General features: G+C 66.4%; 9 protein-coding genes. 4 read left to right on the top strand and 5 right to left on the bottom strand.

The window, feature by feature from the left end:
• Positions 1-2: 2 nt before the first annotated feature.
• From OG542_RS12815 to OG542_RS12795, 5 genes are all read right to left on the bottom strand, one after another.
• Positions 3-803 carry an adenine nucleotide alpha hydrolase family protein gene (locus OG542_RS12815; protein ID WP_408057862.1) on the bottom strand — a complete coding sequence of 267 codons (801 nt, stop codon included), beginning with the start codon at positions 801-803 and terminating at the stop codon, positions 3-5.
• A gap of 226 nt (positions 804-1029) precedes the next feature.
• On the bottom strand, positions 1030-1677 hold the full coding sequence (locus OG542_RS12810; protein WP_328410768.1) for a hypothetical protein: 648 nt from the start codon (positions 1675-1677) through the stop codon (positions 1030-1032).
• Between the two features lie 85 nt (positions 1678-1762).
• On the bottom strand, positions 1763-2659 hold the full coding sequence (locus tag OG542_RS12805) for a phospholipase D family protein (RefSeq protein ID WP_328410766.1): 897 nt from the start codon (positions 2657-2659) through the stop codon (positions 1763-1765).
• Complete coding sequence (locus OG542_RS12800) at positions 2656-4539, bottom strand: ATP-binding protein (protein ID WP_328410764.1); 1884 nt, start codon at positions 4537-4539, stop codon at positions 2656-2658. The genes OG542_RS12805 and OG542_RS12800 overlap by 4 nt, the downstream gene beginning before the upstream one ends.
• The gene (locus OG542_RS12795) at positions 4536-6110 is read right to left on the bottom strand and encodes a DEAD/DEAH box helicase (RefSeq protein ID WP_328410762.1); all 1575 of its coding nucleotides are present in this window, start codon (positions 6108-6110) and stop codon (positions 4536-4538) included. The genes OG542_RS12800 and OG542_RS12795 overlap by 4 nt, the downstream gene beginning before the upstream one ends.
• A 513-nt stretch (positions 6111-6623) precedes the next feature.
• On the opposite strand from OG542_RS12795, the gene OG542_RS12790 reads away from it, so the two are divergent.
• From OG542_RS12790 to OG542_RS12775, 4 genes are read left to right on the top strand one after another with little or no spacing between them, the layout of a single operon-like run.
• A complete protein-coding gene (locus OG542_RS12790) occupies positions 6624-7808 on the top strand; it encodes a cysteine desulfurase family protein (protein ID WP_328410760.1) in 1185 nt (394 codons plus the stop codon).
• 45 nt (positions 7809-7853) lie between these two features.
• Positions 7854-8975 (top strand): DUF4007 family protein, encoded by a 1122-nt coding sequence (locus OG542_RS12785; RefSeq protein WP_328410758.1) that lies wholly within the window; start codon positions 7854-7856, stop codon positions 8973-8975.
• Positions 8972-12571: an ATP-binding protein gene (locus OG542_RS12780; RefSeq protein ID WP_328410756.1), complete on the top strand. Its 3600-nt coding sequence runs from the start codon at positions 8972-8974 to the stop codon at positions 12569-12571. Before OG542_RS12785 ends, OG542_RS12780 begins: the two co-directional genes overlap by 4 nt.
• Entirely contained in the window at positions 12568-13401 is an 834-nt protein-coding gene (locus OG542_RS12775) for a phosphoadenosine phosphosulfate reductase family protein (RefSeq protein WP_328410754.1), read from the top strand. The genes OG542_RS12780 and OG542_RS12775 overlap by 4 nt, the downstream gene beginning before the upstream one ends.
• Positions 13402-13556: the final 155 nt, after the last annotated feature.

The following is a 13556-nucleotide window of genomic DNA, read 5'->3' as shown; positions in this document are numbered from 1 at the left end:
CCTCAGGTCATGCACCAGCCGGAGTCGCAGATGCCATCGGCCTCGTCGACCGTGCCGTCCGCGGAGCCGTCCTCCGGGATGGCTTGTGCGAGCGGACGGCCGTACCTCGTGAGATACACGGCGTCTCGTCCGAGCGCGGTCCGGCGTTCGTTGATCGTCTCCTCCAGCCGCATGGACACGGCGAACAACTCAGGCTCGTGCCTGCGCTGGTGCCGCCAGGCATCGACGGTGCGAAAGGGGCAGAAGAAGCAGGAGCTCTTCGGTGGCACCGGGAGGCCGGCGGTGGCGATGATGCGTTCGCAGTCGCTCCTGCGCAGTCCGAGGTCGAGGAGGGGGTATTCGACCTCCTCGTAGGCTTCGCTCCGTCGACGGTTGGCACGGTGGATCTCGTCGAGCGAGATGCCGATTCCCACGACGGCCGGATGGTCTGGCGTGGCTCCGTGATCCCGGAGCCAGCGACCGATGACCTTGATCTTGAAATCGGCCGTGCAGTTGCGTCGGCCGGGAGCCCCGTTCGCCATCCGGACGGGGATGGGGATCGAGCGGGTGCCCGGCCGGTTCAGCCGTTCCATGAGCGTTTCGGTTGTCCCGTCGCGCCGGCGCCGCTTGAGCTCGTGGATGTCGAGTCCTGCGCCAGAGGCGTACGGGACGGCTATATCGCGGATGTAGGCGAGCGTCGCCGGGTGCTCGCTGTCGTCACCGACGTTGGCGAAGAGGAAGGTGGAGAAGTCGATCTCCCGCTGGACGGCCAGCACCAGCAGCGCGGTCGACTGGACGCCGCCGCCATAGGAGATGACCCGCATCGGGCGGTCACTTGGCTGGTGAGCGGCCAGGTCGAGGGCGGCCTCTGGGCCCGTATCCGTCGGGTTGTCGTGGTGGGCTCCGGGGGTGCGTGACAAGATCGGCATGTGAGAGACAGTATGGATAGAAGATCGGGCAATCAAGTGTTTCTCTCACAGCTGTCGGCGAACACTGTCATGGGGGATACCGCGCTCTGGGAATCCGTCCCAGTTCGGAACGGAAAGCGAGCTAGGGCCGCGGCTCGATGACCACGGAGTGTCCCGCCGCCAGGACCGCTGTCAGGAACTCGGCCGCAGCAGCCTGTTCGGCACTGGTGAATGTCCGCGCTGCGGGCATGGCCTTGCGTGACGGCTGCGAGATGGTCGCTCTTTGCCTGCGGCCACGTGGTTTCTGCGCGGCACGGTGACCTGTGCGCAGCAGCTCGACCTCGGACGGGAGGATGGTGCGCTGCCGCTGCTGCGCATCATCCAGGATCGTCTCCAGGAGCCAGAGAGGGGAGCCGGAGAGGATCAGGTCGGCCTCGGCGATTTGCCGCCGGTTGCGCCATCGGGAGATCGCCTGCGCGTCCCGCGCGAGGACGCGGGCCACCTCCTGGATGCCGAGGACGACGGGCAGGTCCTGCTTGTCTTGGGCGTCGTAGCCATGGGGGACGCTGGCCTTGTAGGACGTCAGCCGGTCTTGCGCCACGTGGCGGTCGCCGACGCCGTCGAGCTGCAACACCGTCGCTAGCAGCCAGTACGGATTGCCGGACGCGACCAGGTCAGGTGCGGGGAGGGCACCCTCCGTCCGCCATTTCTGCGATGTCTGGCGCTCCACTCGATAGAGCGAGGCGATTTCGGCATGCCCCAGCAGGAACGGGGCCCGCACCTGTGCCATGAGGGAGTCTTCCCATCACCTTCGTCTCCGTGGGTGGCGATGAGCTGGCGGGTACCTCCGCCGCTCCACACCGTGCACGGAGATCTTAGGTGTGCTCCCGCCCTGGCCGCAGCTCCCAGGAGCCCACCTCGGTGTAATAGCGGCCAAAGTGCTGCAGCCAGGCTGCGAGGGTCTCGGTCGTCCTCCGCGCCTGGTCTTCCGGGTCTCCTGTCCGTTCCACGATGGCCTTCTGGAGCTCGATGTTGCTGAGGCGCTCGCCGACGAGCAGCTTGTGGAGTTCTGGGATGGCGTGCAGCCGAGCCTCGACCGCCGAGTTGAAGTCGTGCTCCGCCAAACCTGCCGGGACATCGAGCATGGCAAGGTCCTGGATGATGCCGGCCTCAACCGGCGAGGTGAATCGCGTTCGCCCGCTGTAGAGCGCAAACACGTTCTCCGGGCGCCTCGTCTCCGGGTACCAGAGTGGGGCGGGTCCACCCTCGGCCGGGGACGTGATGCGCTCCTCCCTCAGAAGTTCTGCCTGCTGCCGAACAAGGGCGGCCACCACGGGTGTGGCCGCTGCCGAGCGGGACTCGATCAGGCTGAGAACGCGCTGCACTTCGGGATGCGTGAGGGGTACATCCAACAAGAGCTCCACGTTGGCGTTGGGGACTCGCCCGGTGGCCTTGCCGGTCAGGTTCGCGGATCCGACCAGGCATAGGTCATCGGCGACGTAGATCTTGGCATGCAGCGACGGGCAGAGAGTGATCTGCACGCGCTCGTCCCGCTCCGCCGCCTCGATGATCTCGGGATCGGAGACTCCGGCGGCTACCTCCGCGGGAGTCCAGCGCGTGACGCATTCGATCTTCTCCACCGAGGCCGGCACCGAGGCGAGGGTTTCCTCGAAGACGGCCTTCTTGATGAAGGGCGCCACGAGGATCACTCGCGTGGTGGCGCCCTTCAACAGGTCGGCTATCTGCTGCCAGACGTGGTCCGGCTGCGTCACTCGTCATCGCTCCCGTCTTCGATGAAGTCGCGGGCGTAGCGGCCCCAGTCGCGCCGGGCGTCCGAGATCCTGGCTCGGTCCCGCTTGTTGGGGATCTCGTCCTCCATGCGGGCCCAGGAGAAGACGAGGAGTTTGAAGGTGTCGGAGGCGCGGGCGAGGCGTTGGCGGAGTTCGGCCTCGCCCGCGTCTTCGGGTACGTCTTCAAGGACGGTCATCAGCTCGCTGTGCAGCGGGTGTTCGGTGTTGAAGATCACCTGCAGCATGCCGGCCATGAGGTCGATGTTGAAGAACGCCGTGGAGTCCTGCGGGCTGGAGATCCAACGGACACGCCAGTCCTTCTCCAGTGCCTCGTCGACCATGGACTGGGCGGTGTCCTCGTCGAGGTGGTGCCGCTCGGTGAGCGCCGCGAACTGCTCCTGGCGCTTGTCGTTCTCGGTGGCCTCCTCTGCCAGGCGGTCGGTCGTTCCCGTGTGACCGTCCTCCTGCCGGCGCTTCACCGCGTCCGTGGCCTTGGACGTGACGACGTCGTCGTGGCGCTTCTTGCCTCCCCGGTTGCCCAGCGTGTGCTGCTTCAGCTTCCGCCGCATTTTGGGCAGGAGGTTCTTCTCCAGGTAGAGCGCGAGATCGATCAGGGGCAGGCGCGGATCGCCGAATTCGGCGATGCGGTCCTTGAACGCCTTGGGCGTCTCGTCCCCCTCGGCCTCGGCCGTCCAGTCGAAGTGCGCGAGAGACGAGAAGACCGTGGCGGTCTGCTTGTTGTTCGTGACGCCGAAGATGTCGTCGAGCTCCGGGGGGAATTCCACCTCGATGCCCCACCAGCGCTCGACGGGGTCGTACCCGATGGCCCACTTGGAATCGAGGTCGAGTTCGCGCCCCTGCCGGACCAGGGAAATCCCGATGTTCCGTCGAGCATGCTGACCCCACGGGTGGAAACCTGCGTCGCGGTTGGGGTTCGCGTTGTCGGGCCACGGGTGACCTTCGACGTCGGCACGGCGGGCCTCGGGCCGGGCGATGGATGCCCGCACCTTCACGTTGTGCTTCGTCCCGTCGACCGTGATCGGGAAGTAGGCGACCCCGGGTTCCTTCTCGTTGCCCATGTCGAAGGGTTCGAACATGGACTTGTTCCCGAACGGGGGCGGCGTCCCCGTTGAGTCCATGAGGTACAGGGGATCGTTGGGCTCGGCGAAGTACGCCCCGTTGTCTCCTTCGAGGACCTTTCCTTCGCGGACCGGCGACATCTTGATCTCCACCCTGCCGTCGTGGAGGTAGTGCCGGTACACACGGCCGATCAGCTCGGCAGTGTTCCGCAAGGTGGCGCCGGCGCCGTGCCATTTGACCCGGTCAAGGTCCGACCAGACCACGAGGGTGCCGGTGGTGCCCAGCGGTGCCTCGCTGAGGTCGCTCCAGTACGCCGGTACAGGGCGGTGTACGGGGCTGGGGACGTCATCGAGTCCGCCGTTGATCTCCTCAAGATCGAGATAGGTGTACATGGCGTTCGGGGACCCATTGGTCCAGGACCAGACCTCGACCTTGGTGCACTGGGACATGCTGGAGTTGGGCAGCCCCATGCCGAAGCGTCCGATGCGGTTGCGGTCGCCCCCGAGGCCGTCGCCGTACTTCAGGGCGCGCCGCAGGAGTTCGGCGTCCATGCCCTTGCCGTTGTCGAGGACAGCTATGGCGTCCACCCGGTGCCTGGTCTGGGTGGCGCCCTGCACCGGGCTCTCACAGGCGAAGACCTGAACCAGTGTGGCTTCCGCGTCGATGCTGTTGTCGATCAGCTCGGCGAGCGCGTAGGCGGTGTTCTTGTAGCCGCTGTCGCGCATGGCCTTGACGGTCAGCGAAGGGCTGACGATCCGGTATTTGCTTCCCTCGCCGGTCACGCGGTCTCCCATACGTCTTCCCAGTTGGTGAATGCCTCGGCCACGTCTCCGAACCCCGGCAGCTCCGGGTCGACGACGGTGACGATCTCGCAGGTGGCGGTTCCGCCGGCCTTGGGGCCGCGGATGACCCGGCCGACCATCTGGCTGTACAGGACCAGCGACTTGGTCGGTCGGGCGATGACGGCTGCACTGGCCGCCGGGGCATCGAAGCCTGTGGTCAGGACCCCGAAGTTGCACAGAATCATGGGGCGTCGCCCGGCGCCCTTGAAGCGTCTGATGGCATCGTTGCGGTGCCGGGGCGTGGACTCGCCGGTGACGAAGTCGGCATCGAGGCCGAGCGCCGACAGGACGGCGGCGATCAGGCGGCAATGGTCAACGGAGGCCGCGAATACCAGGATCCTGCGGTGCTGGCGTTCCAGTAGCTCCAGCACGGTCTGGACGACCTTGAGGTTCCACTGCTCGTCGCTGGCCAGCGACGCGATGATGTCCGACGGGATGTCGAAGGACTTTGCGAGCAGCTGTTGATCGCGCGCGGACAGATGCAGGCCGGCTTCGGAGGCGACGGTCTTCATGATGGGCTTGGCCAGGTAGCCCTGTTCGATGAGGGCGCTTACCGGGTTGCTGTATCCGTCGATCTGCAGCATGACCTTCTGGCGGGCGAAGAAGTCCGACAGTCGCTCATCTTGCGTGACGTCCGCCCAGGTCCGGCCGGGGGTGGCCGTAAGGCCCAGCAAGCTGGCATCGGGGCGGATGGTGAGGGCGTCCACCACTCGCTGGTAGGTCGGCGCGATGATCTGATGAGCCTCGTCGAAGACTGTGAGGGTGCTGCGCGATGCGAGTTTGCGGAGAAGCTCCGGATCGCTCTTGTCCGCGGATACGGCCTTCTCCAGCCCCAGGATGACAAGGCCGTCCGTCAGCGCCTCCACATCGGTGGGCGCCTCACCCCACATCCGGACGACCGCAATCGGACGGTCGCCGAGCTTGGACCACGCGCGCTCGAACTCCGCAGCCGCCTGCTCCAGCAGTTCCTGTCCACGCGCCAGCCACACCACGAGCGTGGGCTCGTGCTGCCGCAGATGGTCGGCGATCAGGTTCATTCCGGTACGGGTCTTGCCCACGCCTGTCGGCAGGTGAAGGACAACCCGCCGCGGCCCGTCGTACAGCAACTCCTTCACGCGTGCGGCTGCGCGCCGCTGGTGGGGGAACAACCCGTACTCGGGTTCGGAGTTTTGCCGAAAGAGCGGGGGCAGCGCACGTGCCCTGTCGACGCTGAAGCCGAAGAACTCCAGCAGCTCCCGCTGCTGCTCACTCGCCCACTTCAGACTGTTCAGGTAGACCAGGGCATCGGTGCCCGCGCCATCCGCCCCAAGACGTTGGGCAAGCTCTGTCTGCTTGTCGGCGGGCAGGAGCCGCAGCAGCTCCTCGCGGTCCGTCTGATTGGGCACGAGCTTCTCGGCGTCCACCGCCACGGCAGCGACTGCCCGGAGCCGCTCATCGCCGGCGCTTCCGCCGTCGATGAGGTCGAGCAGAGCGCACATGTGCTTGCCGAGCCGCTCGCGGATGTACGGCATGGGAGCGCTGTCCAGCACGGCTTGGAAGGACAGGCCGGGCGACCACGCTGTCATCGATTCACCACCCCTGCGGAACAGGGGAGATTTCCCCCAATGTCTGAATGACCGTCAACTTCCGGAGCCCCCGCCTCAGTTTGTGCATGCAGAGCTGCCCGCAACTCTGAGTCGCCCCAGAGTTACAGTGCCCGATCACCATAAACCCACGCACTGACACTCGGATCTCAGCGATTGATATTCGCAGCTCAGGGGCGCTGATGAGGTGCGGTCGGCCTCTTAGAGGATCCCGTGCCGCCTCTGCGCCGATGCCCTTTCCCGATATCGGTTGCAGGCGCCCAAGCAATAGGGAACATTAGTTCGAGTTACAGTTTGCGCTCCGGGCTGAGTGTCGGTTTCGCGGACTGATCGATCTCGATCGTTACGATCGCGACTCACTCCTGGTGCCGCCCCCGGTGCGCACGTCCGGGTTCCACCAGGAGTAGATTGTGTGCGGTGCTGAGCGAGACGAGGTGGGGCATGAGGGATGAGTCTGATGGGCCGGTTTCGGCGTATCTCGACTACAACGCGACGGCGCCAATTCGGCCCGAAGCGTTGGCGGCCGTTGTGGACGCCCTGCAGGCCGTCGGTAACGCGTCGAGTGTGCATCACCCCGGCCGGGATGCCGCCCATCGCGTAGAGGTCGCTCGGCGGCACCTTGCTGACCTGCTGAACTGCTCGCCCGGGGAGATCATCTTCACGTCGGGGGCAACCGAAGCGAACAATCTCGCGCTGCGCGCGGCTCACCGCCGCGAGGCCCGGATTGTGACGAGTGGTGCAGAGCACCCTGCGGTGCTGGAGACAGCCCGGGATCTGGCCCAAAACGAGCCGGGATCACTGGCCGTCTTGCCGATGCGGGCGGACGGCCTGGTAGAAACCGTGGCCCTGGAGGAAGAGCTCGGCCGGGGCGACGTCGGTCTCGTCTCCCTGATGGCAGCCAATAATGAAACCGGGGTTCTCACCGACCTCACGCCGGTCGTCAAGGCGGCGCATGCCGCAGGCGCACTGGTCCACACGGACGCCACACAGATGATCGGCCGGCTGCCCCTGGACCTTTCCGAGGTGGACGTCGATCTTCTGTCCCTGTCGGCCCACAAGTTCGGCGGCCCCCAAGGCGTTGGCGCACTGTTCGTACGACGCGGCACACCGTTGCCGTTCAGGCCGCTGATCACCGGTGGCGGGCAGGAAAAGGGGTGGAGGGCCGGCACCCTCAACGTGCCCGGGATCGCCGGTGCCGGAGCTGCCGCTGCGGCCGTCAGCCGTGACCTTGCCGACGACGTCGCCCGCGTGACCCAACTGCGCGATCAGCTCGAACACATGGTGACCACGGCTGTGGACGGATGCCGTATCAACGGGCAACAAGCCCCCCGCCTGCCCGGTGTGGCGAGCATCACCTTTGCGGGTGCCCCGGCTGACGCAGTCATGGCCGCCATGCCGCACATAGCCGCATCCGACGGAAGCGCCTGCGCCTCGGGAGCCCCAACTCCCAGCCACGTCTTGCTCGCTATGGGGCTGAGCCGGGAGGAAGCAGAGTGCACTGTGCGCTTCTCCCTCGGCTACGCCACAACCGCAGACGAGACCGCCGCAGCTGCCGAGGCGGTGGTGCATGCGGTCCACCAGGTGCGCGCCGCCATGGCAACGACAGCCGGCGCCGCTGCTCACTGACTTCAGCAGTTCCCTTTATCTCTTCTTGTATTGAGAGGCCCTCGTATGGCAGACAGCAGGCTCGCGGAAGCCGCACATTCCAGCTTCGCGCGCCATGAGACCTTCGCCCCCCGCTTCGGCTGGCTGCATAAGGCGTACATGCAGGTCAAGGACAATCCGGCTGCTTTCCTTGCCGAAGATGCTCCTGTCCTGCTCGGCGTGGGTAAGAACATGGTCCATGCCATGCGGTACTGGTCAAAGGCGTTCAAGCTGACCCGCGAGCACGCCGACCCGGCGGGTAAGACGAAGGCCCAGTACGCGTCCCCGACTTGGGAAGCGCGGTGGCTGCTCGACGAGAAGGATGGCGCCGATCCCTACCTTGAGGAACCTGGCAGCTTGTGGCTGTTGCACTGGTGGCTCGTGTCGTCGCGGCCGGGCGCCAAATGCTGGGCCCCCGCTTGGTACACAGCGTTTCACCTTGCTCCGTTCTCTCGCTTCACCGTCGCGGATATGACGCAGGTCGTGACGCGGCATGTCAACTTCTCCTTCAGTGATGGACCGGTTGAGGCGTCGATCACCCGGGACGTCGAGTGTCTGACCAAGATGTATGCGCGCACGCCGGTCGAGCAAAGCGGTTCCCGCGCCACCTATGAAGACCTCTTGGCCTGTCCTTTCCGTGAGCTGGACTTGCTGACCTCCGTGGGCACCCGGGGAAAGCAGGAGTGGCAGTTCACCACTGGCACGCGCACCTCTCTCCCGGCTCACGTTCTGGTCTATGCCTGCCTCGACTACGCCGCCCGCGACACCCAGGGTTCCGGCTCCATCTCTCTGGCGCGGCTTGCCAACGAGCCCGGAGCGCCCGGCCGGGCCTTCCGGGTCCGGGAGCCTGAGATCGTCGCCGCCCTCGACAAGGTCGCCGTGGGTCGCCCGGAACTCAACCGGGTGGACGCCGTCGGCCAGCGGACCATGTCCTTCTCCAGCGATCCGAGGGCACTCGCCTGGGACATCCTCGACGAGCAGTACGACCACGTCACCCGGCGCCCCGGCTTTCCCACCCGGGACGAATGGAGCGCGCAGTACCCGCAGTTGGCCGAAGCAGAGGAGGCTGAGAAGGCCGAGAAGGCTGAGAAGGCTGAACGCAAGCCCCAGGACCACCAGCAGCAGTTCACGACTCAGGAGAACGCGTGACCACCGCAGCTCCCATGCGGACCTCCCGCACCCCGCAGGACGAGGCAACCCCTCAGTTCCCGTCCGGAATCGAACTGGTCGGCTCCCAGATGCGGTCGACCAACCTCGAACGCGACGTCGAGGACGAACTGCACGGACCGTATGTCGGCGCGAAGGCAGTTGACGTACTGGAGCGCATCGCCAACGCGGTCAGCGATCTGCGGCGTCCCCGCGCGTGGTCCTTCACCGGACCCTACGGCTCCGGGAAGTCCACGCTGGCTAACCTGATCGAAGCGCTTCTCGGCCGCGACGAGGACCGCCGCGACGAGGCTCACCGGATCCTTGCGGACACCAGCCCAGCCCTCGCCGAGCGTCTCGCCACGGCTCGGGCTGAGCGGACGGGAACCGGGTTCCTCGGAGCCGTGGCCACCGCGCGGCGTGAACCGCTGGTCGCAACTGTGACCCGTGCGCTGGAGACCGCGGCAAGGCGCCGCTGGGGCAAGCGCATCCCGAAGAACATCGCCGCAGCACTCGCGGCCTGCGAAGACCCGACGACGACCGGGCCGAAGACGAAGCAGGTCATGGCCGCCATCAAGGCCCTGACCGACAATCAGCAGCCGCTCCTGTTGATCATCGACGAGTTCGGCAAGACCCTCGAACACCTTGCCGGACACAACGAATTCTCCGGCGCCGAGCACGATCTTTTCCTCCTGCAGGAGCTCGCCGAGCACAGCGCCGGGCCCAACGGCCTGCCCGTCTTCCTGGTCACCCTGCAGCACCTGTCGTTCATGGACTACGCGTCACGGTCCAGTGAGCTCAAGATCCGCGAATGGGCAAAGATCCAGGGCCGCTTCGAGGACGTCACCTTCGTCCCGCACCACGGCGACTCCCTGCAGCTCCTGCGCCGGCGTCTCGACCACTCCGCGGTCGACGCAGCGGGCCAGGACCTTATCCGCGCGTCGGCCCAGGCATCAGCCCTCGCGTGGAAGAACCACGGTCTGAACGTCCTTACCGAGTTGTCCAGCGACGACTTCGCCGGCCTCTACCCGTTGCACCCACTGACGGCGATCGCTGCGCCGATCCTGGCGGCGCAAATCGGCCAGCACGACCGCAGCCTGTCGGGCTTCCTCAACAGCGGAGAGCCCAACACCGTCCGCGACTCGCTGGCCGCACACTCCCAGCCGGATGCCGAACTCGCCAGCACAGTGCAGCTGCCACAGCTGTACGACTACTTCCTCAACTCCGGCCGGACCTCGCTGCTCGCGGCCTCCAACGCCGGCCGCTGGATCGAAGTCGACGCGCGCATCAAGGAAGCCAACGGACTGCCCGACGCCGACCAAGCGCTGCTGAAGACCATCGGCGTTCTGAACCTCATCGACGCCGACGGCGCGCTCAGCGCTACCAGCGAGATGATCCACCTCGCGCTCCACGACCCCACCGATCTGACCGACGCGGGCGCTTTCGCCCGCCTTGAGGAGCAGCTCGCCGACCTCGTCCGCCGCGGCTTCCTCGTCCACCGGGAGTTCAGCGGTGAGTATCGCGTCTGGCAGGGCACAGACTTCGACATCGACGCCCGCCTGAAGGAGATCATCAGTCACCTCGACGATGCCTCCATCGTCCAGCGCCTTGGCGCACACCTCCCCAGCGCCGTGGTCGCCGGCCGCCACAGCCAGGTCACCGGGATGATGCGGGTGTTCCTCACCGCCGTCAGCGGCCCAGAGACCCGCGAAATCCAGGCGCCGGACGAGCTGAAGGACCCGGCCGACGGCCTCCTCGTCTTCCACCTCGGCCCCCGAGACCAGCTGCCCACCGTCAATTCGGCGCTGCCGGTGATCCTCGGAACAACCACCCACCCCGACGTGGTACTCAACTCCGCCACGCACCTCATCGCCCTGAAAGAGCTACTCGAAGACAAGGAACTCGATCACGTCGCCCGGCGCGAGGTCACCGACCGCGCCGTCCAGGCGGAGGCCGAGCTGCGGGAGGTCATCCAGGCGGCCTTTTACCCGCCGACCCAGGACGCCACCTGGGACCTGTGGAACGCCGGACTCGCCCCGGGGGCGGACCCCGACAGCTCGAGCCTGCCGGCCCGCAGCCTCAGCGGCCTGGTCTCCCTCGCCTGCGAGAGCGTCTACCCGCACACCCCGCACATTCGCAACGAGATGCTCGGACGGCACTCACTCACCAGCAACGCTGCCCGTGCCCGCAGCGATGTGCTGGACGCGATGCTCACCCGCTCCGGCGAGCAGTACCTGGGCTTCGACGCGACGGCCGGAAGATACGGCCCGGAGCGAGCCATCTACAGCGGCGCGCTGGCCTACCTCGGCCTGCACCGGGCCAACGGCACAATCCAGGCAGAGAATTCCCCCAACAGCCTGCTGCCGTACGGCTTCTCCGCTCCAGGCGAGGGCCACGAGCACGCTCAGCCCGTCTGGGAGGCGCTGCAGGAGGCGCTGGACGCAGCAACCCGGCGTACCAGCCTCGACCACATCATCCGGGTCCTGATGAGCCCGCCCTACGGGGTGAAGGCCGGTGTCTGGCCGCTGCTGGTCGTCACCGCCCTAGTGATCCGCCGGCACGATGTCGCGCTCTTCGAAGAGGGCTCCTACCTGCCTCGGCTGACGCCGGACGTCGTCGACCGCATCCTCGCCGCCCCCGCCCGTTTCGACGTGAAGTACACGCCGGTCGGACAGGGGCAGCGCGCCAGCGTGATCAAGAAGCTCCTGGTGTCTTTGAAGGTCGAACCACCACGCTCACAGGCACTGCGTAACCCAGATCTGCTGTCCGTAGCCAGGGCGTTGCTCGAACGCGTCATGGTTTTGAACAGCTACGGCCGCAAGACCAAGCGCATCTCTCCGGATGCACTCGCCGTGCGCAACGCCCTGGCAAATTCCCAGGATCCGGACGACCTGCTCTTCCGGGCTCTGCCTAAGGCACTGGGCCTCGCCCCCATCGAAGCCGGCACCCGCGCCAACGCGGCAGCCGCCGCGGAGTACGCCGACAGGCTGACCGCAGCGGCAGACGAGATCACCGGAATCGAACGCACGCTGCGGGAAGAAGTGGTCGCGGTTCTCGCCGAAGAGTTCCGTCTGCCCACGACTCTTCCCGAGCTGCGGCCGACACTCGCCGCGCGGCTGAGCGGCTTCGCCACGGTGTCACTGAACCCGGAGCTGCGGGGCTTCGTCGACTTCGTGCTCAGCGAGAGCCTCGCTGACGAGGACTGGCTCGACCCGATCGTCGTCCGCCTCACCAACAAGGCACTCGGAGACTGGGATGACCGAGACGCAGGCATGTTCCCTCGCCTTGCACGCGAGATGTCCGCATCCCTCGACCGCGTCGCCCACCTCTACCAGGACAGCAGCGAGACCCGCGAGCAGGAAGTAAATCTGGAGACGCGGCTGTTGACCTTGACGGACAAGACAGGAGCGGAACGACGGACGCTGATCTACGTGCCGGAACAGTCCCGCGGCCAGGCCGACCAGCTCGCGGCCGACGTACTGCAGCAGGCTGAGCAGGCCCTCGGACCCGACGGCGCACGGATCCTGCTCGCCGCTCTTGCACAACGCGTTGCCGATGGGCCGGCTGTCACAGCAACTGAAACGAAGGAGGGGGCATGACGGATCCAGTCACCCAGGAGAAGGTTCGCCACGTCCTGGGTATCTCAGGCGGCAAGGACTCGTCGGCGCTCGCCATCTACATGCGCGATCGCGTGCCGGACATGGAGTACTTCTTCTGCGACACCGGCGCTGAACTCCCAGAGACGTACGAGTACCTCAACCGGCTGGAAGCGGCCCTCGGTAAGCCCATCGAGCGACTCAACGCCGACCGGGACTTTGATCACTGGATGGAGGTCTACCAGGGCACCCTGCCCAGCCCGCAGATGCGCTGGTGCACCAAAAATCTGAAGATCAAGCCGCTGGAGGAGTGGGTCGGCGACGACAAGGTCATCTCATACGTGGCCATCCGGGCCGACGAGAACCGCCTCGGCTACGTCAGCACCAAGCCGAACATCGATGCCGTCTTCCCCTTCCGTGAGGACGGTATCGACAAGGACGGCGTGATGCGCATCCTCGACGAGGCTGGCATTGGGCTCCCTGGCTATTACGAGTGGCGCACGCGTTCGGGCTGCTACTTCTGCTTCTTCCAGCGCAAGCACGAGTGGGTCGGCCTCAAGGAACGCCACCCCGACCTGTACGACAAGGCCGTGGAGTACGAGGACAAGGTCCGGTTCCGCCACACGGCCATGAAGGGCCGCAACTACACCTGGTCACAGGGCGAGTCGCTCCCGGAGCTCATAGAGCGCAAGGACGAGATCGAAGCTAAGCACCAGGCGGCCCTGGACCGCGCGGCCAAGCGCATCAAGCCCAACCGGCCCCTCCTGGAAGTGCTTTCGGATGCGTTGGACTCCGACGACGACGAGGCAGGCTGCTCCGTCTGCCACCTCTGACGTGGGCCGAAGCCCTCGCCCAGCTACGCAGGCCCGCCTCGCGAAGGACGCCCTTCGAGAGGCGGGCCTTTGCGTCTGCCGTTAAAGAACACCAGACGGAGAACGCGGCGCAGCTCCTGGACGGTGGCTGGAGCTCAGCATTGGCAGTGCCTTGC

Source organism: Streptomyces violaceus (assembly GCF_036014075.1).
Taxonomy (GTDB): domain Bacteria; phylum Actinomycetota; class Actinomycetes; order Streptomycetales; family Streptomycetaceae; genus Streptomyces; species Streptomyces violaceus.
Note: the sequence above shows the minus strand (reverse complement) of the source record. Positions and strands in the feature narration are given on the sequence as shown.